This is a genomic window from Ureibacillus chungkukjangi (assembly GCF_044795995.1).
Taxonomy (GTDB): domain Bacteria; phylum Bacillota; class Bacilli; order Bacillales_A; family Planococcaceae; genus Ureibacillus; species Ureibacillus chungkukjangi.
Map to the genome: position 1 here is coordinate 2,722,796 of NZ_CP085009.1, position 21,618 is coordinate 2,744,413.

Annotated in this window: 18 protein-coding genes; 3 read left to right on the forward strand and 15 right to left on the reverse strand. The window is 37.1% G+C overall.

Annotated features, from left to right (window positions below; all coding sequences use genetic code 11):
- Window positions 1-132: 132 nt before the first annotated feature.
- The 7 genes from pyk to LG296_RS13500 all read right to left on the reverse strand — a co-directional run bounded on the left by pyk (window position 133) and on the right by LG296_RS13500 (window position 10,196).
- Complete coding sequence (pyk, locus tag LG296_RS13470; RefSeq protein ID WP_107934268.1) at window positions 133-1,893, reverse strand: pyruvate kinase; 1,761 nt, start codon at window positions 1,891-1,893, stop codon at window positions 133-135.
- 23 nt (window positions 1,894-1,916) lie between these two features.
- Window positions 1,917-2,876, reverse strand: a complete 960-nt coding sequence (pfkA, locus tag LG296_RS13475) for a 6-phosphofructokinase (protein WP_107934270.1) — start codon at window positions 2,874-2,876, stop codon at window positions 1,917-1,919.
- Between the two features lie 469 nt (window positions 2,877-3,345).
- Window positions 3,346-4,353 carry an acetyl-CoA carboxylase carboxyl transferase subunit alpha gene (gene accA / locus LG296_RS13480; protein ID WP_107934272.1) on the reverse strand — a complete coding sequence of 336 codons (1,008 nt, stop codon included), beginning with the start codon at window positions 4,351-4,353 and terminating at the stop codon, window positions 3,346-3,348.
- Window positions 4,346-5,218, reverse strand: a complete 873-nt coding sequence (gene accD, locus LG296_RS13485; RefSeq protein ID WP_107934274.1) for an acetyl-CoA carboxylase, carboxyltransferase subunit beta — start codon at window positions 5,216-5,218, stop codon at window positions 4,346-4,348. The genes accA and accD overlap by 8 nt, the downstream gene beginning before the upstream one ends.
- An 18-nt stretch (window positions 5,219-5,236) precedes the next feature.
- Window positions 5,237-5,884 carry a FadR/GntR family transcriptional regulator gene (locus LG296_RS13490; protein WP_107934276.1) on the reverse strand — a complete coding sequence of 216 codons (648 nt, stop codon included), beginning with the start codon at window positions 5,882-5,884 and terminating at the stop codon, window positions 5,237-5,239.
- 259 nt (window positions 5,885-6,143) lie between these two features.
- Window positions 6,144-9,227: a DNA polymerase III subunit alpha gene (gene dnaE, locus LG296_RS13495; RefSeq protein WP_251398654.1), complete on the reverse strand. Its 3,084-nt coding sequence runs from the start codon at window positions 9,225-9,227 to the stop codon at window positions 6,144-6,146.
- 21 nt (window positions 9,228-9,248) lie between these two features.
- Window positions 9,249-10,196, reverse strand: a complete 948-nt coding sequence (locus LG296_RS13500; RefSeq protein ID WP_251398652.1) for a bifunctional oligoribonuclease/PAP phosphatase NrnA — start codon at window positions 10,194-10,196, stop codon at window positions 9,249-9,251.
- Between the two features lie 122 nt (window positions 10,197-10,318).
- Between LG296_RS13500 and LG296_RS13505 the strand changes: the two genes are divergently transcribed.
- The gene (locus LG296_RS13505; RefSeq protein WP_107934281.1) at window positions 10,319-10,624 is read left to right on the forward strand and encodes a YtpI family protein; all 306 of its coding nucleotides are present in this window, start codon (window positions 10,319-10,321) and stop codon (window positions 10,622-10,624) included.
- Between the two features lie 59 nt (window positions 10,625-10,683).
- On the opposite strand, the gene LG296_RS13510 is transcribed toward LG296_RS13505, so the two are convergent.
- Both LG296_RS13510 and LG296_RS13515 read right to left on the reverse strand, forming a co-directional pair.
- Window positions 10,684-11,991 carry a DRTGG domain-containing protein gene (locus tag LG296_RS13510; RefSeq protein WP_107934315.1) on the reverse strand — a complete coding sequence of 436 codons (1,308 nt, stop codon included), beginning with the start codon at window positions 11,989-11,991 and terminating at the stop codon, window positions 10,684-10,686.
- Between the two features lie 144 nt (window positions 11,992-12,135).
- Window positions 12,136-12,813: a metal-dependent hydrolase gene (locus tag LG296_RS13515; RefSeq protein ID WP_251398650.1), complete on the reverse strand. Its 678-nt coding sequence runs from the start codon at window positions 12,811-12,813 to the stop codon at window positions 12,136-12,138.
- A gap of 234 nt (window positions 12,814-13,047) precedes the next feature.
- Between LG296_RS13515 and LG296_RS13520 the strand changes: the two genes are divergently transcribed.
- Window positions 13,048-14,136, forward strand: a complete 1,089-nt coding sequence (locus tag LG296_RS13520; protein WP_251398648.1) for a Xaa-Pro peptidase family protein — start codon at window positions 13,048-13,050, stop codon at window positions 14,134-14,136.
- 49 nt (window positions 14,137-14,185) lie between these two features.
- Here the strand turns inward: LG296_RS13520 and ald are convergent, their stop codons facing one another.
- Window positions 14,186-15,298 (reverse strand): alanine dehydrogenase, encoded by a 1,113-nt coding sequence (gene ald / locus LG296_RS13525; protein ID WP_107934287.1) that lies wholly within the window; start codon window positions 15,296-15,298, stop codon window positions 14,186-14,188.
- Window positions 15,299-15,654: 356 nt separating this feature from the next.
- On the opposite strand from ald, the gene LG296_RS13530 reads away from it, so the two are divergent.
- The gene (locus LG296_RS13530) at window positions 15,655-16,104 is read left to right on the forward strand and encodes a universal stress protein (protein WP_107934289.1); all 450 of its coding nucleotides are present in this window, start codon (window positions 15,655-15,657) and stop codon (window positions 16,102-16,104) included.
- 175 nt (window positions 16,105-16,279) lie between these two features.
- Here LG296_RS13530 and LG296_RS13535 read toward each other — a convergent pair whose 3' ends face one another.
- The 5 genes from LG296_RS13535 to mbcS form a co-directional block, all read right to left on the reverse strand.
- The gene (locus LG296_RS13535) at window positions 16,280-17,209 is read right to left on the reverse strand and encodes a class I SAM-dependent methyltransferase (RefSeq protein ID WP_107934291.1); all 930 of its coding nucleotides are present in this window, start codon (window positions 17,207-17,209) and stop codon (window positions 16,280-16,282) included.
- A gap of 115 nt (window positions 17,210-17,324) precedes the next feature.
- Window positions 17,325-17,828, reverse strand: coding sequence for a thiol peroxidase (gene tpx, locus LG296_RS13540; RefSeq protein ID WP_107934293.1), 504 nt, complete (start codon window positions 17,826-17,828; stop codon window positions 17,325-17,327).
- A 135-nt stretch (window positions 17,829-17,963) separates the two neighbouring features.
- On the reverse strand, window positions 17,964-18,563 hold the full coding sequence (locus LG296_RS13545) for an RDD family protein (protein ID WP_107934295.1): 600 nt from the start codon (window positions 18,561-18,563) through the stop codon (window positions 17,964-17,966).
- Window positions 18,564-18,576: 13 nt separating this feature from the next.
- Window positions 18,577-19,587 carry a signal peptide peptidase SppA gene (gene sppA / locus LG296_RS13550; RefSeq protein WP_107934297.1) on the reverse strand — a complete coding sequence of 337 codons (1,011 nt, stop codon included), beginning with the start codon at window positions 19,585-19,587 and terminating at the stop codon, window positions 18,577-18,579.
- A gap of 245 nt (window positions 19,588-19,832) precedes the next feature.
- A complete protein-coding gene (mbcS, locus tag LG296_RS13555) occupies window positions 19,833-21,419 on the reverse strand; it encodes an acyl-CoA synthetase MbcS (RefSeq protein ID WP_107934299.1) in 1,587 nt (528 codons plus the stop codon).
- Window positions 21,420-21,618: the final 199 nt, after the last annotated feature.

The following is a 21,618-nucleotide window of genomic DNA, read 5'->3' on the forward strand; positions in this document are numbered from 1 at the left end:
TTTCAACCTCCATTTTCTAGAGTATTTCTATAGTATATACGTTCTATCTAGGGTAAAAGTTTCATTTCCATAGAGGTTAAAAAAAGGAGCATACTCATACATTGAGATGCTCCTCTTCTATAGTTTTACATATTATAAAACACTCGCATGACCTTTATAAATTACACCTGTTTCAGCGTCCATTGTAATTTCTTGGCCGTGACGGATTACAGATGTCGCTTCATTTACTCCAACAATGACAGGAATTCCAAGGCTTAAACCTACTACTGCAGCATGACTTGTTAAGCCACCCTCTTCTGTAATAATCCCTGCACATTTCTTTATAGCATCCATCATTTCGCGATCTGTTCCTACAGTTACTAAAATCGCATCCTCTGCATCGTAGCTGCGTGCTTCTTCAGCATTTTTCACAACAATCGCTTTCCCAACGACTGAAAGCTTACCAACACCTTGACCCTTTGCCAATAAATCGCCAATTACATGTACTTTCATTAAGTTTGTTGTACCCGCTTCACCAACTGGTACACCAGCTGTGATAATTACAACATCTCCATGATCTACATGGCCGCGTTTTAATGCTTCATCAACCGATAATTCTAAAATTTCATCGGTTGTTGTCACTTTAGGTGTAACAATTGGTGTTACACCCCATACAAGTGTTAGCTTCTGAGCTGTTGACGGAATATTAGTAATAGCGATAATCGGTACCCCAGGACGATATTTGGCTATCATTCTAGCTGTAGTCCCACTTGCTGTAGGTGCAAGTACCGATTTTACTCCTAGATTAATGGAAGTATAAGCTACTGCTTGTGAAAGCGCCTCAGTCATTGTTGACCCACGCTCTTTACTACGCGTATTTACAATGGATCGGTAGTCTAAAGAATTCTCTGTATGCTCAGCAATTTTGTTCATAGTCTTTACAGATTCAACTGGATAAAGTCCAGCTGCTGTCTCACCTGAAAGCATGATTGCATCCGTTCCATCAAAGATTGCATTGGCCACATCACTTGCCTCTGCACGAGTTGGACGAGGATTACGCTGCATCGAATCTAACATTTGTGTTGCAGTAATAACTGGTTTTCCTACTAAATTACATTTTTTAATAAGATTTTTCTGTACAAGTGGTACTTCTTCAGCTGGAATTTCTACACCTAAGTCTCCACGTGCAACCATTAAACCATCCGAAACCTCAATAATTCCATCGATATTGTCGACGCCCTCTTGGTTTTCAATCTTAGGGATAATTTGTATATGACTACCGCCATTTTGTTCAAGTAATTCACGGATTTCAAGAACATCCTTTGGTGTACGAACAAATGAGGCAGCAATAAAATCAACACTCTGTTCAATACCAAACAGAATATCCTGTGCATCCTTTTCTGTTATACCAGGTAATTTAACCGAAACACCCGGCACGTTTACACCTTTTTTATTTTTTAGTAGCCCTGCATTTTCAATAATTGTATGGATTAAACCCTTTTCTAAATCCTTCTCTAATACGCGAAGTTCAATTAAACCATCATCTAATAGAATTCTGTCATCTTTGTCCACATCTTCGATTAGGTTCTCATATGTTACTGAAAAGGCGCTTTCAGTTCCTACTACTTCTGTCATTGAAATATCGATAGCTTGTCCTTGCTTAAGATGTAGCTCACCATTTTCCATAGTATGTGTACGAATTTCAGGACCCTTTGTATCAAGTAAGATCCCCACAGTTTTATTTAGTTTTTGAGCTACTTCTCTAATTGTTGTAATTCTAACGGCATGCTCTTCATGATTGCCGTGGGAAAAGTTTAATCTTGCTACATTCATGCCTGCTTCCATAAGCTTTGTAAGCATTTCCGGCGATTCACTTGCTGGACCAATAGTACATACGATTTTTGTTTTTCTCATTGTTTTCTCTCCGTTTACTATAGTTATATTGAAAGTTCCTTGGATAATGTATATAGACTTAAATCTGCCTTATGCTTGTTAGCAAATGCTTCGTCTAAGTCGTAATCATAGACCTGATGATTTTTTATGCCCACTGCTCGTCCACTTCCACCTTCTAGTAGGACTTCCACAGCTTTTGCACCCATACGCCCCGCTAAAACTCGGTCTCGCGCAGAAGGTGAACCACCTCTTTGAATATGTCCAAGTACTGATACTCTTGTCGTAATGTCTGCTTTTTCTTTTAAAAGTTTTGCTAATTCACTACCAGCCATGACACCCTCTGCCACAATGATAATACTATGTTTTTTCCCTCTAGCAATACCATGTTCAATCCGAGAAACGATATCATCAATGTCGTATTCCTCTTCAGGGATTAATATCGACTCTGCACCTGCTGCAAGCCCTGCCCACAACGCAATGTCACCAGCATCTCTACCCATAACCTCAACGATAAATGAATTTTCATGTGAAGTGGCTGTATCTCGAATTTTATCTATGGATTCAATAACGGTATTTAAAGCCGTATCAAAGCCGATTGTATATTCTGTACCGGGTATATCATTATCGATAGTTCCAGGAACGCCCACACTTGGGAATCCTTTTTTCGTTAGTGCTAATGCACCTCGATAAGAACCATCTCCCCCAATGACTACTAGGCCTTCTACTCCTGCTTCTTTCATTTTTTCAATACCCTGCAATTGATATTGATCTTCTTTAAATTCTGGGCAACGGGAGGAGAATAATTTAGTTCCACCTCTTTGAATAATCCCGCCTACAGAGCCTAAATCTAAAAGCTCCATCCTACCATTGATAAAGCCCTCATATCCATGGTAAATACCCATTACATCAACACCATGGAAATTTGCTTTACGGACAACAGCTCGAATGGCAGCATTCATCCCTGGTGAATCTCCCCCACTTGTTAAAACGGCAATTCTCTTCATTGCATAAAGAACCTCCTAAAGTTTCCTCTTATTAAACACATTAGCATAAATTGAAATGAATGTGATTATTTCAAAAAAGTTGTAATGATACTTTACAATAAAAATAAATTAAATAAATATTGGAGAAATGCTCAAAATTTAAATAATAACTAATCTTGTGTTTTATTCTACTCTTATTCTGCAAAAAACACGAGCATCTCTATAATGTGAAATTAGATGTTTTCATAAACAGATAATTAGAAATATGTAAATAATTCAACTATTGGCTTTATATAGATACCCGAAAAAGGGTAATACTAGTAAAAATTGCTAGAAAAATTTCTGGGGCTAGCCCATTTGAATGTCTGACCATAATTCCCTCGAATCGAACGTGAGCTTAGCAAAAAAAACGACAAAACCCAAGTTGGATTTTGTCATTTTATTTTGATCATTTCTCGAAAGCTTTAGATAGATGAATTTATCATTCAAATCAGTTTACTTCTACTTCTACATCTACTTTTCCATCTACTTTTACTTCAACTTCTTCTTCGATGAATTCGCCAATTTTTCTAAATTTGTCGTAACGATCATTGATAAGTTCTGTTTCTGATAAGATAGTTAATTCTGTTAATGCATTGTGAATACATTCTTTTAGTTCATTGGCTTGAGCTTGTACATCTCGGTGTGCTCCCCCAGCAACCTCAATGACAATTCCATCAATTATATTCATCGCCTTTAGGTCGTAAGCAGTAATTTTCATAGCCTCTGCTGCTTGTTTTGCTAAAGTGGCATCCTTCCAAAGGATCGATGCTGCTCCTTCTGGAGATATTACGGAATATGTTGAATTCTCAAGCATAAATATTCTATTTGCAACCCCTAATGCTAACGCTCCCCCACTGCCGCCTTCACCAATAACAACACTGATTACTGGAACCTTTAGTCCTGCCATTTCAAAAAGGTTTTTTGCAATGGCTTCACTTTGACCTCGTTCCTCAGCTGCTTTACCTGGATATGCTCCCTTTGTATCAATAAAACATATTATTGGTCGTTTAAATTTCTCTGCTTGCTTCATTAAGCGTAGTGCTTTTCGATAGCCTTCTGGATGTGGCATCCCAAAATTACGACGAATGTTTTCTTTTGTTGTTTTACCCCTTTGATGTCCAATAATCGTAATCGGTTGACCATTGAAGCTAGCAATTCCCCCGATGATAGCTTCGTCATCTCCAAAGCTGCGATCCCCATGCAGCTCTATAAAATCAGAGAAAATCTCATTAATATAATCTAAAGTTGTTGGACGCTGTGCATGTCGAGCTACTTGAACTCGGTCCCATGGCTCCATATTTGTGTAAATCTTCGTTTCTAATTGCTGAAGCCTTGTTTCAAGTGTTTCAATTTCAGTTGACATATCGACATCTGCATTTTTCGCAATTTCCTTTAATTCTTGGATCTTTTCGCGAAGCTTTACAACTGGTACTTCGAAGTCAAGTGACTTAGACATTTGAAACTCCTCCTTTTTGATGCAGCTTTACAATCGTTGCTAATTTATCTCTCATTTCCTTACGATGGAAAATAGCATCTAGTTGGCCATGTGCAAGTAAAAATTCAGCTGTTTGGAAATCATCTGGCAGCTTTTCACGAACAGTTTGCTCAATTACACGACGCCCAGCAAATCCAATCAAAGCTTGTGGCTCTGCAATGTTTAAATCCCCTAATGATGCAAAGCTTGCTGAAACTCCCCCTGTTGTTGGATGAGTCATAATTGAAACGAAAAGTAAACCATGATCACTATGACGTTTTAAAGCAACACTTGTTTTAGCCATTTGCATAAGCGAGATTACCCCTTCTTGCATACGCGCCCCACCACTTGCTGTGAAAATAATAAATGGCAATTCATATTCAGTTGCTTTTTCAATCGCACGAGTGATTTTTTCTCCAACTACTGATCCCATCGATCCCATTCTGAAATGGGAATCCATAATCGCTATAACTACTTGTGCCCCTTTAATACTTCCCATCCCTGTTAAAACTGCTTCATTTAACCCCGTTTTGAGTGAATCAATTTCAATTTTTTCTAAATAGGAAGGGAATTTTAATGGGTTAGAAGTACGTAAGTTTTCATCAAAAGATTCAAATGTACCTTCATCTAGTAAAATAGAAACTCGTTCCCAAGCAGTCATTTTGTAGTGATAATCACAATTAGTACAAACTTTTAAATTGTTTTCTAATTCCTTAGATAAGTAGATTTTTTTACATTCAGGACATTTTGTCATTAAATCTGCAGGAAAGGAATTTTCTTTATTACGATCTACAATGACCCCTTTTTGTTTCTTTTTGTTAATAGATAATAAACTTCTAATTGCCACTGTTTTTCCCCCTTACCATTATGATGATGAATTTCTCAAATAGTGAATCCAGTTTTCATAAGCGCTTAATGCTTCTCTTTCATAGCCTAACTGTAAGGATTTTATGAGCATCTGAAGCATTGGCTTTTCTTCTTCAGTCGATAATTTTTTCAGTGGAGTTGCACTATATGCGGCAAGCTGTATCCATATTTTTAAAGCTAGTCGATTACCAGAAGCAATCATTAATTCTCTTAATAAAAGATCTCGAACGATTTCATTTTCTAGCTCCAGTTTCATAAACAAGCTTTCCCAAACCGGCAAACTTCTTAAAGATTGTTCTGAACAGATGACTCGTATGGCTTCCTTTTCGTGCATTCTTCTTACTATATGAACATCCTCTACTGCTTTATTTTCCTGCAATATAAAGGATGCTAAAAGTTCGACCAGCTGGTTAGAATGAACTGCTGATAAAAAGGTTCCCCCGCCATGTCTCGTTTCAATAAGCCCAAGCAATTCTAGGCTTCTTAATGCCTCTCTTACTGAAGAACGGCCAACATTCAGTCTTTCAGATAGCACACGTTCTGAAGGTAATTTTTCTCCCGGTTGAATCCCCTCGTGTTTAATTAACTCTCTTAATTGATTAACAATCTCTAAAAATACTTTTTTGTTTTCCTGTTTTTTATCCATAAGCACCCCGCATAACGTTAGGAACTAAAGGCATTATTTACCGTACAATGTAAATCACATAACAAACAATAAAAACTACGATTTTTGGCAATACTAGAGCACATTAACGAATTATAATTTCAATTTCCACATTTTATTTCTTATCAGTTCAAAAGTGGTCTGACCACTTTTTATTAGAATACATAAAGTTTTTTTATTTGTAAAGAAAAAACTGTGCAAAATTCGCACAGTTTTTGTAATTACTTCTATTATTCGCTCGCTATTGACTGTTTTTCATCGTTTTTACCTTGATTTGCGAATTTCCATTACGGAATTCTAATACACCTTCAACATAAACTATTTTGTCCTCTTTTATCCAACCGATAACTTCATTATAGCTTTGTGGAAAAAGTGTTGCAGAGGTTGTCCCATACTCATCCTGAAGCTGGACAAAGGCCATTAGCTCTCCTTTTTTCGTACGGATTTGGCGAATACTTTCAACCATGCCGACTAATTTAATAAAGCTATTTGGTCGTACCTGCAAAATTCCCTTTGTCGTAGCATTGACTTCACTCCATTTCGCTCTTTCTAAAGCAACTGGATGCTCAGACAAATAAAAGCCTAATGCTTCTTTTTCAAATTGTAGCTTCATCTTATCTGGAATTTCATGAGTTTCTACATATTTAGGCTTACCAAAGATTAAACTATCTGAGCCAAACAAATCATTTTCGTCTTCATTTGGTCGAACAAGGGAAGCATGCTTTTCTGCTGCATCGATTGTGGCTAATAGCGTTGCTCGGTCTTTCCCGAAATCATCCAATGCACCGGATTTAATCAAGGGCTCAATGACTTTTCGAGTGAAATGAGCTGCACTTAGCGAAACTGCTAAGTCAAAAATATCCTCAAATGGCTGCTCCTTTGATTTTCGAATGGCCACAATTTTTTGTAGTAGAGGCGCTGGTACACCTTTAATAGCTGATAAACTGAAGCGAATCTTTCCTTGCTCAACCGTAAAGGCTCTTTGGCTCTTACGAATGGACGGCCCTAAAATCTCTATACCTTTGTTTCTTGCTTCTAAAATAAGCTGGAAAAGCTTTTCTTGGTTACCTATTGCATTGGTCATCAGAGCTGCATAAAAATTAGCTGGGTAATTAGCCTTTAAATAAGCCATCTGATAGGAGATAAAACTATAAGCAACAGCATGACTTTTAGCAAAGCCGTAATCAGCAAATCGAACGATTAACTCATACACTTCCTTTGCGATATGCTCAGGGTATCCTTGAGATACTGCTCCTTTAACGAAAGCATTTTCTTGCTGCTCTAGTACTTCTCTTTTCTTTTTACTGACAGCTCTTCGAAGCAGATCTGCCTGACCAATCGTAAATCCAGCAAATAGATGGGCAATTTGCATAATCTGCTCTTGATACACGATTACGCCATAGGTTTCCTTTAAGATTTTCTCTAATATTGGATGGGGCATTCGAACCTGCTCACGATTCGCTTTTCTTCTTGCATATACAGGAATAAATTCCATTGGGCCTGGACGATAGAGTGCATTTACAGCCACGATATCCAAAAATTCAGTTGGGGCAATTTCTCGCAAAGCATTTTTCATTCCATCGGATTCGAGCTGGAAAATCCCCGCTGTATCCCCTTGCCTTAATAGCTGAAAGGTTTTTTCATCATTTAATGGAATTTGGTTAAAATCAATCAATTGTTTATGTGTATAGTAAATCGAATGGCGTATATTTTCTAAGATGGTTAAATTACGAAGCCCTAAAAAATCCATTTTCAATAAGCCAATTTGCTCAACCTCTTGCATTGGCCATTGAGTTAGATAAATTCCATCATGACCTTGTTCAATCGGCACTACATCTACTAAGGACATAGGGCTAAGTACTACTCCAGCTGCATGGGTCGAGGCATTTCGAGGTAAGCCTTCAAGCTTTTTCGCTGCATGGAACCAAGTAGTATGAATCTGCTCTGCTTCCACCCATTTCCGGAATGCTTCTGATGTATTATAGGCTTCCTGTAACGTGACCCCAGGTTTATTTGGAATCAGCCTTGATATCATTGAAAGAGTCTCACTCTCAAAGTTAAACATCCTCGCAACATCTCTCGCCACTGCCTTTGCGGACAAAGTGCCAAAAGTAATAATTTGAGCTACATGCTGTTTGCCATATTTCGCTGCTACATATTGAATAACTTCCTGACGCTTGGTATCAACAAAATCAATATCTATATCAGGAAGAGTAATACGTTCAGGATTTAAAAAACGCTCAAATAACAAGCCGTATTTTAATGGATCCACCTGGGTGATATTTAAACAATAAGCGACAAGTGAACTTGCCGATGAACCCCTACCTGGTCCAGTTAATATATTCGACTTTTTAGCGAAATTCATGAAATCCGCAACAATTAGAAAATAATCGGCATAGCCCATTGAAGTAATTACATGTAATTCATACTGTAAACGACTTAAGTACTCTTCTGGCGGAGTATTCGATTGTAAACGTTCCTTTAATCCAGCTATCGCTTGCTCTGTGAGGACCTTTTCTGAGGTTTGTCCGGATTGCAAAGGGAATTTTGGCATGAAATGTTTATCATGCTTTAAGTCTACCTGACAGCCCAGCATAAATTGTCTACTATTTTCGAGCAAGTACGGTTGGTCTTGGTACCAATTTTGCCACTCGGCTACTGTAGGGACATACTGGTTTTCACGATTACTATGTATTTCTTCACTTAGCTTCACACCTGTTTCAATAGCTCTTGCAACCTTGTATGCAAAATGGTCCTCACGTTTTAGAAATAAGGATTCTGAAATTGCAATACAGCGAACATTGAGACTTTGGCTTAAATGGAATGCTTTTTGCTCTATTGAGGAAATAAACCCTCCACTCCGGGCAATCCCAAAATAAAAATCTGATTGAAAGTTTTTAGCTACCGCTTGTGTATAGCCCAAATTATCCTCATTAAACCACTGTTCAGAGTCACTTGAAATAACTGCCGCGCACCCTTGTGAGTAAGCTACTAGCCAGCGCCATGGAATCTTTTCATCTTCACGAATCGAAATACTGCTGCTAATTTTTAAAAGATTTTGATAGCCCTCATTATTTTTAGCATAGATAAGTATCGGCAGTGTCACTTCATCAGTAAATTCAACCTGAATAGATAAACCTACAACTGGATGTATACCTGCATTTTTTAACGCATACCAAAAAGGCAAAAGCCCGTACAATTTCGTATTAACCATTGCACAAGCTATTGCCTTTTGTGATTGTAAAAAAGGGATGAGCTCTTCCATACGAATTGTACTTTTTAATAAATCTGCACTTGTCCGTATTTGTGGATATACGACTGTCAAACTACATCCCTCCATTATTATTTATATTTTATATTGACGACAGATATCTTTTAAATCCTCAATAGCTCGTTCAACTTCTTCCCAAGAGTAAGCTGTTGCTCCTGATGCAAGAGGATGTCCACCGCCGTTATATTTCTTTGCAAGCTCGTTAATAATCGGGCCTTTAGAACGTAATCGGATACGAATTTGATCGCTTTCCTCTACAAAGAACACCCACGCACAAACACCTTTAATGTCGCTTAAGGATCCTACCAGTAACGATGTATCATTAGGGGTTACTTGGAATCTTTCTAAAACGTCTTTTGTTAGTTTAATATAACAAGCTCCGTTTTCATCGATTTTAAAATTCTCATAAATATAACCCTGCAAGTGCAATAGGTTTGCCTCTTTTTCATACATGCCATTAAATACTTCCGTACGATCGAAATCGTATTTAATTAACTGTCCAGCAACCTCAAATGTTCTCAGTGATGCACTTGGATATAGGAAGCGTCCTGTATCACCAACGATTCCTGCAAATAAAAGACGTGCAGAAGCATCTGACAGTTGCCAATTTTTATATTCTTTACCTTCTATAAATAATTCATAAATCATTTCACTGCATGAGCTAGCATTAGTGTCTACCCATAGTAAATCACCGTATTGATCATCATTCGGATGATGATCAATTTTAATGAGGTACGCACCAGTATTATATCGACTATCATCAATGCGTCCTGTATTTGCTGTATCTGTAACGATAACTAGACTTTCTGCAAAAACGGCATCACTAATAGTTTCAGGAGTTTCTAAAAAAGTAAGTGAGGGATCATGCTCACCAATTGCATAGATTGTTTTGTTTGGATAGTTAGCTTCTAATAATCGCTTTAGACCGAATTGAGACCCATATGCATCCGGGTCTGGACGAACATGTCTATGGATGATTATTGTATCATATTGCTCAATTTTGTCGATGATTTGTCGTTTCAAAAGGAATTCCCCCTGTTATCTCTATTTTCCGTTTTATGTGTTAGCTTTTTTGGATAAAAATCGTTACAATAATGTAAGCACTTTCTACATACATGAAATTATACACCATTTGGAGGTAAAAAATGGCAAACTTAGTTTTCGTATTTTTCATTGTCATATCATTTGTAGCTTATTTTTACTATAAAACAAAGGATTTCCGCTCGACACTACCTATTCGAAAAAAATGGTATAAAGCAAAAGCTGGTCTTGCATTAGGCATTTTTGTGATTGTATTTGGAATCAATACATGTATCGTTTACCCATCACTTGTCGGCTTTTTGATTGCGGCAGTGTTTATTCTTATAGGGGCTGTAAAAGCCTATTCTAGCTATAAACGAGTACGACATGAAGGTCAATATGTTAAAGAAGAGTATGAGTTAAATAAATAACTTCATTTAACGACTAAGCAATATACAAGTAATCCTTGTATATTGCTTTTTTTCATTATTTAACGTTCTAATAATTGGAACATCATCATCGCTTTTCCTACGAGCACTGATTCATTAAATACATCAAAATCCATTTTTACGAATTTGCGACTCATATCCAGAATGTGAGGTACAACCGTTAAAACACTTTCCATTTGAATTGGCTTAATAAAGTAAATTGTCATGTTTTCAGCTACTGCATCGCCACGTTTTCTACGTTTTAATGCAAATGAGCCCACTTCTGCCAGTAATGTTGTAAAGGCACCATAAGAAATTGCCCCATATTGATTGGTCATTTGCGGCGTTACCGTAAACTCAACCACAACATCCTCTTCACCCATAACTTTCATTTCACTTTTTACTAAATCGTCGATAGTTTCACCATGCTGCGGCTGTCGTTGTGCATGCTGGAGGGCTTTTAGTACATCTTGACGGCTAATAATACCTTGAAGGACACCATCAACATTCACTATTGGCAACAAATCGATTCCTTCCCAGATCATACGGTGACCTGCAGAAGCTACACTTGTTTTCATAGATCCTGAGATTGGATTTTTAGTCATAACCTTATCGACTGTCTCACTATCATCTTTTCCAATAACGTCTTTTACAGAGATCATACCTACTAGCTTATTTGTAGCAGTCACTATTGGAAAGGCACCGTGCGATGTCTGTAAATTCAGCTTATGGAAATCTGCAATTGTTTCAGTTGTTTTTAAAGAATACGTTTCTTCAATCGGAACATAGATATCCTCAATTAATAAGATATCTTTTTTGATTAATTGGTCGTAGATTGCACGGTTGATCATAGTAGCTACGGTGAAGGAATCGTAGCTAGAAGAAATGATTGGCAATTCTAATTCATCAGCTAATTGTTTGTTTTCTTCAGTTGTATCAAAGCCACCAGTAATTAGTACTGCAGCCCCTGCTTTTAAAGCATTCTCATGTGCTTTAAAACGGTTTCCTACAATTAACAGGCTACCTGCATCTGTATAACGCATCATGTCCTCTAATTGCATAGCTCCTATAACAAACTTTCCTAAGGTTTTATGCAAGCCATCTCGTCCACCTAGTACTTGTCCGTCTACTATGTTAACAATCTCCGCAAAAGTTAATCGTTCGATATTCTCTTTTTTCTTTTTCTCAATTCGAATTGTTCCAACGCGTTCAATGGAACTAACTAGACGACGGTTTTCAGCTTCTTTTATAGCTCGGTATGCAGTCCCTTCACTTACATGCATTTCCTTCGCTATTTGTCGTACTGAAATCTTATCGCCTACAGGTAGAGATTCTATATATTGTAATATCTTCTCATGTTTTGTTGACACTCTATCACCTATTCCCATCTATCTTTCCTGATATAAGTGTAACATATTTTAATTTATGTATAAAAAAAGAAAGTAGCGTAAAATTTTGCTGTTTGAAGAATGTTTTTCAAACGTTCAAATTTACACCACTTTCTAGTTATTTAATTAGAATTTAACTTCTTCGCCTGCATTTAAAATTTGCACTTTACTATCCTTTACAAGCTCAGCGAAGACTGTTGGATCCTGTTTAATAACAGGGAAAGTATTGTAATGGATTGGTACAACTGATTTAGGCTTCAGCAGCTCTACCGCATATGCTGCATCCTCCGGTCCCATAGTAAAGTTATCACCAATTGGTAAGAAGGCTACATCGATTGAATTTCTATCACCGATAAGCTTCATATCTCCAAATAAGGCTGTGTCACCTGCATGGTACAGCGTTACTCCTTCTGCGTAGAAGAGAATCCCACCTGGGTTGCCTGCATTAACAACTTCTGATTCTGTTTCATAAACAGAGCCATGGAATGCAAGAGTATATTTCACTTTCCCAAAAGGAAATTCATAGGCTCCACCGATACCCATCGGATGTACATTTAACCCTTGCTTTCCTAGATACACTGCTAATTCATTTGGAGCGACAACAAGAGTATTATTTGCTTTTGCCAATTCAATCGTATCCCCCACATGATCATTGTGACCATGAGTTAAAAGAATAACATCCGGTTTTTCTTCTTCTACTTTTAAATCAGTTAGACCATTCCCATTTATGAAAGGATCTATCAAAATCGTTGTACCGTTCGTTTTAATTTTTACAATTGAATGTCCATGATATGAGACTTGCATCATTTCTCCTCCTTCAAATTGTCTTCAACTAATCTTGATTCGAAATTAAATCGTTTTTTTCCTTCTTTTGCTATACTATAGACAGCGATACTAGCATTCAGTTACTATTTTCAATTCACTGAACTAGTTGGGCATATATGCTATAAAACTGCATGACAAGATATATACAAAATATTACTGTATAAAACGATGCACATGCAATTATATGACTCAAGAAAATTAGGAGGACTCTTTATGAGTAAATTACAACAGCTACAAACTTATTTAAAAGAAAATCAAATTGATGCTGCTTTTATCACAACACCAGACAATGTTTTCTATTTTTCAAATTTCAAAAGCAATCCACATGAACGATTATTAGGTGTTATGGTATTCCAGGAGGCAGAGCCCTTCTTAGTTTGTCCAAAAATGGAAGTTCCGGATGCTGTAAACGCAGGCTGGAGTCAAGAAATCATCGGCCACTTAGATACTGATAACCCATGGAATTTAATTGCTGATGCAATCCAATCACGTGGTATTAAGGTAGTAACGTTAGCAATTGAAAAATCACACTTAACTGTTGAGCGATTAGAGAGTTTACAAAAAATTTATGTGCAAGCAAACTTTGTACGACTTGATGACAAAATCAATGAAATGCGTGTTATTAAGGATGAAATTGAGATTGAGAAAATGCGAGAAGCTGCAAGACTTGCTGATTATGCTATCGAGGTAGGCTGCAAGGAAATTGCAGAAGGCAAAACAGAGATGGAAATCTTAACTGCTGTCGAAAATGCCATTCAGGCTAAGGGTTGTAAAATGTCCTTCGAAACAATGGTCCTTTCTGGTCCAAAAACAGCTTCTCCTCATGGGACACCCGGAGATCGTAAAATTCAAAAGGGCGATATGATCTTATTTGACCTAGGTGTTATTTACGATGGTTACTGCTCAGATATTACACGTACCGTAGCATTCGGTGAAGTAACTGAAGCACAAAAAGAAATATATAATACTGTGCGTCAAGCTAATGAAAATGCCATTGCTGCTGTTAAACCAGGTGTTCGTGCAATGGATTTAGACAAAATTGCTCGAGATACAATTACTGAGGCAGGCTACGGCGAATATTTCACTCATCGTTTAGGTCATGGTCTTGGGATTTCTGTTCATGAGTTCCCTTCTGTAACAGGCACAAATGATATGGAGCTTAAAGAAGGTATGGTCTTTACTATCGAACCAGGAGTTTACAAAGCAGATGTTACTGGCGTACGCGTCGAGGATGATGTGGTTGTAACAGCTGATGGAGTAGAGGTTTTAACTAAGTTCACAAAAGAATTAATCATTCTATAAGTAAAAATGGTGGTGTGAATTTTTATTCACGCCACCATTTTTTTATTTTTTATAAAAGTGAATCAACAGGTACGTATTCGCGACCTTGGTCTTCAGCAACCGCTTTATAAACCACGTAACCATCTAATGTATTAATACCTTTTCTTAACGCTTCATTTTCAATACAAGCTTGTTTATAGCCCTTATTAGCAATTTGTAATGCATAAGGAACTGTATTGTTCGTTAAAGCAATTGTTGCTGTACGTGGAACTGCACCTGGCATGTTAGCTACAGCATAGTGTACAACACCATGTTTAATATAAGTAGGATCATCATGTGTTGTCACTCGGTCAGTTGTCTCGAAGCTTCCGCCTTGGTCGATAGCGATATCAACAATAACAGAGCCTGGACGCATTGATTTCACCATTTCTTCTGTTACAAGCTTTGGTGCTTTTGCTCCTGGAATTAACACTGAACCGATTACTAAATCTGAATCCATGACTGATTCAGCAATATTATAAGGGTTTGAGATTAATGTTTGAACAGAAGATCCAAAGATATCCTCTAATTGGCGCAGGCGCTCAGGATTTAAGTCTAAAATTGTTACCTCTGCTCCCATACCAACTGCGATACGAGCTGCATTTGTACCAGCCATACCACCACCAACAATTGTTACTTTCCCGCGTGGGACACCAGAAACTCCGCCTAGTAGAATCCCTTTTCCACCATTCATTTTTTCTAGATATTGCGCACCAATTTGGACAGACATTTTACCAGCTACTTCACTCATCGGAGTAAGTAATGGTAGAGAACGGTTTGGAAGCTGTACAGTTTCATAAGCAATTCCAACTACTTTGTTATCTAGCAGACTTTGCGTTAGTTCTAGTTCTGGAGCTAAATGTAAATACGTAAATAATACTAAGCCCTCATGGAAGTATTGATATTCACCTGAAATTGGCTCTTTAACCTTCATTACCATTTCTTGTGCCCAAGCTTCTTTTGCTGTGTCAACAATTGTTGCACCAGCAGCTACATAATCCTCATCAGAAAATGAAGACCCTATGCCCGCGCCAGTTTCGATAAATACTTCATGACCAGCACTTGTTAATGTAACTACTCCAGCAGGTGTCATTGCTACACGATTTTCATTGTTTTTTATTTCCTTAGGTACTCCGATTTTCATAGCTGATTTCTCTCCCTGTTGTAGAATTTTATGTATCCATTAATATGAATTCAAATCCATAATAACAATAATTTCCCCATATTGTAAGATACTAATTTCATGTTCGTTAAAATTATTATCAAAATTATAAAAAAATAGGACATTTAAGAAGATTCGACGTAAAAATGAGTCTATACCTACTAAAAACAGGATTATTCTAAGAACAGAATCTAACAGCAATTTGCAACATGTTTAAATTGACAAAACTGTGGATAAATTTAGTAATAACTGTGAACGTTTTCATTTCAGTCCCAGACTCAATATCTTTTCCTGTCTTATTTGATATAATAAGACTATAGAAAAAGGAGGAATTTTTTATGACTCAATATAAAAGTATCGTAGTGGCAGTAGATGGTTCTAAAGAAGCTGAATTCGCCTTCGAAAAATCAATTGAAATCGCAAAACGTAATCCTGAATCAACACTTAATTTAGTAAACGTGATTGATACTCGCTCCTTTGCAGCAATTGAAGCTTATGACAGATCAATTGCTGAACGTGCACAAAGCTTCTCAGAAGAATTATTAAATGGCTATAAAAAGCAAGCTGAAGAAGCAGGCCTTACAAGTGTAAACACAATTATCGAATATGGTTCTCCTAAAACAATTATTACGAAGGAGCTTTCTAATACTGTTGAAGCTGATTTAATCATCTGTGGCGCAACTGGATTAAGCACTGTCGAACGTTTCCTTATTGGATCTGTGTCGGAAGCAATCGTTCGCTCTTCAAAATGCGATGTATTAGTAGTTAGAACTCCTGAATCAATCTAATACCAATAATAGATTAGCCCTTCTACACAATTCTTAATCTGTAGAAGGGATTTTTTTATTGAATTCATTCTATTTTATGTGTAAATTTCGAATAGTTTTAGGGTGACTACCCTTTCTAAAATTAAAAAGGCATCCGAGTATAATAGTTTTATACACCCGGATACCTATTGATTATTTATTTACTTTCTTTCCACATTTGAACCTTTTCAAAGAACATGGCTAAAGCTTCTTTATTTGACATGTTTGGCACTTTCGCAAGTAATACTTCACGTGGGGCTCTTTCGGACTTCGTTTGCTTTTGTAAAATCAAGATGCTTTTTTCGTGTGCTTTTGCTGAAAACAAATTCTCTGGAAGCTGAATAACGGCCTGAATCCAAGTTGTTTTTTTCAAATATTTATGTAAATCCTTTGACTGCTCAGATTCAAACATATTTGCCGGAATTAAGAAAAATAAGTACCCACCCTCTTTTGTATGCTTAATCGATTGCTCGATAAATAGGTGGTGAGCATAGCTCATTCCTTCATGGGCGCAAAGCTCATATTCTAGTGCAACTTCTTCATTTGGGTAATATCCAACCGGTAAATCACAAATTACAGCATCTACCGGGTCTACCAGCATTTTTTGTAATGCATCCTGATGGTATAACACAATCGGCTGTTCAGTTAGCTCTGCACTATCAGCTGCTAAACGAATAAGTAATTCATCTACTTCAATACCTGTAGCAGACGTTTTCCCATCAAATAAATTCATCACCGTAAGTAGTAAATTTCCCGTTCCTACAGCTGGGTCAAGTAAAGAGATTGGACCTGTTTTTAACTGTTCCTCGAAAAACTGCTCTACAAAATAACCAACTAACAATCCAAGTGTATCTGGTGTCATTTGATGATTTGGCTGAGAGGTTTTACGCATCCCCTTCAATATTGCAATTTGAATCGCTTTGCGGATATCATCCTTTGTAGAATCCTGGAAGAGTGGCTGTTCTTTTTCGTCCAGAACATCCTCAAGGGCTTGTAATACACCATCTAAAAAAGAGATGCCTTCAGCTTTTTCATATTTTTCTGCTTTTTCATTTAGTAATGAAAATATCTGTTCAAATTTTTCCATAAAAAAACTCCTTTTGAAATGAACAACCCACTCCAGATCTTCCTCCGAGTGGGTGTCATCTAAGCATTCCTATATAATAGACAATCTTAGTCTACCATTTATCTATTAGATAAACTTAAATTAATGCTTTTACAGCTTCGATTGCTGCTTCATAATTTGGGTGGCTAGTACCTTCTGATACATACTCAGCATATGTTACAGTACCTTCTGAATCGATTACAAATACTGAACGAGCAAGTAAACGTAGCTCCTCCATGTAAACTCCGTATGCTTTACCAAAAGATAAATCCTTGTGGTCAGAAACAGTCTGAGCACCCTCAAGACCAGCAGCTGCACACCAACGTTTTTGAGCAAATGGTAGATCAACTGAAACAGTATAGAACGCTACACCGTCTCCTAAAGCTACTACTTCCTCATTGAAACGGCGAGTTTGTGCATCACAAACGCCTGTATCTAATGATGGTACAACACTAATAAGACGTACTTTTCCTTCAGAATCCTTTAATGTTACTGGTGATAAATCGTTAGCTAATACTGTAAAATCAGGTGCTTTCTCCCCAACCTTTACTTCGTTTCCAATTAATGTTACTGGGTTATTTTTAAATGTTACTTGTGCCAATTTGGAACCCTCCTTTATATTACGTTAATAATCTTACTAAAGATAATTCCATCTTTGCAAATAACTTACCTTACATATTTTTACGGTTAATATAAAAAGAGCGAAGAACCACTCTTCGCTCCCTCTAATATTTCCTTAAATACTTGGTGAAACTGAATTTTGATTATCAAAATCATCAATTTTAGGATTTTCGATAACTACTTCTTTTTTGTGTTTTATAAATAGCTTTTCCTGAACAACCTTTGTATCGGCAATGATATCATTTAAGCCATGATTTTTTGGCATGAAGGCTACCATTAGATAGATAATCGGAATTTTATTACTTATAAAGCGTCCAATGATTTCTCTAAATAACACAGTAAACCAATCTAGATTTTCTCCATTTGTCCCCTTCACCTTTAGACCAAAAATCATTTTCCCTACTGTTTGCTGCCAATATTTCGTTGTAATCACAAAATAAGCATAGTAAAAGACACCTGATACGATTGTCATCGGTGAATACCAATGCGTTTCTCTTAAACTCCATCCAAATAAATGGAAAATCGGATTAACAATAATGCCCACAATAGCTGCTACAATTATAATGTCCAGCACAAACGCCCAAAAGCGCATCCAAAAACCGGCTGTCTTCTCTTCAATCTGTTCAACAATTTGTAATTGCTTTTTTGTAAGAGCAGTCACAGGTTCTTCTTGAGGAAGAGCAACATTTGAGTCATAATTTTCATTTTCTGACATCGATTACCCCTCCTTAATATTCACCATATAAATACATCATACGTGGTCCACTATTTGAAGACATAAGCTTTGTTAAGAATTGCTGCTCAGGAGATGGTCCAAAGAAAGAACCGATTTTCATACCGAACATAGATGTTAAACTACCTAAGCTTGTTTCGTATTCAAATAGTTCAGCATTCTCTAAACCGAAGTCCGCTCTTACTGAAGCAATTGTATCCTCAAGTCCACCGATTTCATCAACAAAGCCTGCTTTAAGTGCTTGTGATCCACCCATTATACGACCATCTGCTACCTTTTTCACATCAGCCTCAGACATGCCCCTACCTTGCTCGATCACATCAACAAATTCCTCATAGGATTCGTTAATCATTTCTTGTACCATCGCTTTTTCTACTTCTGTCGTTGGACGTGTTCCACCAAACATATCTTTGTGCTCGCCCGATTTAATTGTTTCGAATTCAATCCCTAAATTACTTGCAAGCTCAGAGAAGTTATAGCTTTGCATAATTACCCCGATTGAACCTGTAATTGTTTCTTTATGTGCAAAGATTTTATCTGCTGGTGCTGAAATATAATAGCCGCCTGATGCAGCATAAGAGCCCATCGACACATAAATTGGAATATTTCTTTGTTCTTTAATTTCAAGTAGCTTTTCATAAATTTCAGCTGATTCGATAACTCCACCACCCGGTGAATTTACATATAATACGACTGCTTGTACAGATTGATCATATAAAATCGTCTCTAATTGCCCCAGGAAGTTTTGATGATCATATTCTACCGCTGTAAAGGCTGTACCTGAACCAACATCCTGAATCGTTCCGTCAACAGATAATAAGGCGATTCTTTCTCCCATACTACCTGGCTCTAATACTGTTTCAATCATAGTTTCTTCTGTTGCAGTTAAGCTTTCAAAGTTGGAAAAGAAGTCCGTTTTGAATATAGACATCACTGTATTCAATCCAATTGAAAAAACAACCAACACTGCTGCTGCCCCCAAGGCAATCCATCTTTTTGTATTCATCTCATTATTCCTCCTCCATCCATACATACGTATTAACTGTTTATTTGTTTCAAAAATCTTCTATTTTATTTAGAAAATTAATCCATTTATTAATATAACATTTTTCCTGCTAATTAGAAAACTAAGGTAATCACCATTAGTCAGTATCAAAAAAAGAGATTTTAAAGCCAATAGCTATGACTTTAAAATCCCCTTAAGAATTCGACATTATTCCCTAGGAAATAAAACCTGCCTATAATTATTAATTAGTTGGTGATTTCTTTTTTGAATTCCTTCTGACGGAGTTCGACACGTCTAATTTTACCAGATGAGGTTTTTGGTAATTCATCGATAAATTCAATAGCACGTGGGTATTTGTATGGTGCCGTTATCTCTTTTACATGCTCCTGTAATTCCTTCACTATCGTTGGGCTATTCTTTTGCTCGGAGTCACGTAAAACGATATAAGCCTTTACTATATTACCGCGAATTTCGTCTGGACTGGCAACAACCGCACATTCCTTTACAGCTGGATGCTTAACAAGTGCATCCTCTACTTCAAATGGGCCAATAGTATAACCGGAAGAGATAATAATATCGTCCCCACGACCTTCAAACCAGAAGTAGCCTTCCTCGTCTTTATAAGCACGGTCTCCTGTTAAGAACCATTCACCACGATATTGCTTATTTGTTCTTTCACTATCCTTTAAGTAACCTTTAAACAATGCTGGTGTGGATGAATGTACTGCAATATCCCCTACTTCACCAGCCTCGGTTGGCTCCCCTAAGTCATCAATGATTTCTACAAGGTTACCTGGAGTAGGTTTCCCCATTGAGCCCGGCTTTGGTGTCATGCCTAAAAGTGTCCCAACGAGTAAAGTATTTTCAGTTTGCCCATAGCCATCACGTACTTGCAGTGAGAAAACATTCAAAAATTTGTTGATCACTTCACTATTTAATGGCTCTCCAGCAGAAACAGCACTTCTCAGACTTGATAAATTATATTGTTCAAGCTTGTCTACTTTGGCCATTAGACGATATTCAGTAGGTGTACAGCATAAAACATTTACTTGATAATTCTCAAGCATTTGAAGGTAGGCTTGTGGTTCAAATTTTCCCATATGGATAAATGCCGTTGCCCCACTCCCTAAGGTAGCCAAAAACGGACTCCAAATCCATTTTTGCCAGCCAGGTGCTGCCGTTGCCCATACTAAATCATCCTCTTGAACGCCAAGCCACTGTGCTGCCGTTGTTCTCAAATGGGCATATCCCCAACCATGAGAATGGACAACTCCTTTTGGATTGCCTGTTGTTCCACTTGTATATGATAAAAATGCAATATCGGAATCTTGTGTTTGAACCCCTTCAAAAACATCCGATTCATTTTCTAATTTTTCTCCAATAGACACCCAAGCATTCTTGGACTGCCCATAAACAAAAAGCTTTAGTCCATCTAGATGCTGTGCATCGTCAAATTGACTGATTTCATTTTCAAAAGCAACAATAGCTTTTGCATCTGAATGTGTAATTCGGTAATCGATATCTTTAGCTCGTAGCATTTCAGAGCTTGGAATTATCGTTAAACCTGCTTTTAAGGCCCCTACATATGTAACATATGCTTCCTCAGAGCGAGGTACCATGATTAGAATTACGTCCCCTTTTTTCAAACCGCTGCTTTTAAATAAATTGGCCACCTTATTAGCCTTTTTAATCAATTTTTCATATGAAATTTTCTCGATTTGTCCGCTTTCATGATGAATCAATAATGCAATTTTTGAGCTTGATGCTGCATACTTCTCAATCTCATCTACAATATTGTAATTCTTAGGAGCAAGTAAATCATCTCTTCTCATATTCATCCCCCTTTTATGCATCCCAAAAATGATACATTATGCTAATTATAATAATATTCGACTAATATATCAAAATATTCCTCGAAAAAGAGAAATAACTGTACTAAATGAGAATTTGATATGTAGGAAACAATAGTAAGTGCTAAGAATAAATGAGATTATTTGGGTGATGGCTGTGATAATTTTTAATGAGTGGTCG

Excerpts from the sequence above, each read along its gene's own strand:
- LG296_RS13515 (WP_251398650.1), bottom strand. The coding sequence starts at position 12,813 with ATGCAAGTCTCATATCATGGACATTCAATTGTAAAAATTAAAACGAAC.
- accA (WP_107934272.1), bottom strand. The coding sequence starts at position 4,353 with ATGTCTAAGTCACTTGACTTCGAAGTACCAGTTGTAAAGCTTCGCGAA.
- sppA (WP_107934297.1), bottom strand. The coding sequence starts at position 19,587 with ATGAATACAAAAAGATGGATTGCCTTGGGGGCAGCAGCAGTGTTGGTT.
- mbcS (WP_107934299.1), bottom strand. The coding sequence starts at position 21,419 with ATGAGAAGAGATGATTTACTTGCTCCTAAGAATTACAATATTGTAGAT.
- LG296_RS13490 (WP_107934276.1), bottom strand. The coding sequence starts at position 5,884 with ATGGATAAAAAACAGGAAAACAAAAAAGTATTTTTAGAGATTGTTAAT.
- pfkA (WP_107934270.1), bottom strand. The coding sequence starts at position 2,876 with ATGAAGAGAATTGCCGTTTTAACAAGTGGGGGAGATTCACCAGGGATG.
- ald (WP_107934287.1), bottom strand. The coding sequence starts at position 15,298 with ATGAAAATCGGAGTACCTAAGGAAATAAAAAACAATGAAAATCGTGTA.
- LG296_RS13535 (WP_107934291.1), bottom strand. The coding sequence starts at position 17,209 with ATGGAAAAATTTGAACAGATATTTTCATTACTAAATGAAAAAGCAGAA.
- LG296_RS13520 (WP_251398648.1), top strand. The coding sequence starts at position 13,048 with ATGAGTAAATTACAACAGCTACAAACTTATTTAAAAGAAAATCAAATT.
- LG296_RS13545 (WP_107934295.1), bottom strand. The coding sequence starts at position 18,563 with ATGTCAGAAAATGAAAATTATGACTCAAATGTTGCTCTTCCTCAAGAA.
- LG296_RS13505 (WP_107934281.1), top strand. The coding sequence starts at position 10,319 with ATGGCAAACTTAGTTTTCGTATTTTTCATTGTCATATCATTTGTAGCT.
- pyk (WP_107934268.1), bottom strand. The coding sequence starts at position 1,893 with ATGAGAAAAACAAAAATCGTATGTACTATTGGTCCAGCAAGTGAATCG.
- LG296_RS13530 (WP_107934289.1), top strand. The coding sequence starts at position 15,655 with ATGACTCAATATAAAAGTATCGTAGTGGCAGTAGATGGTTCTAAAGAA.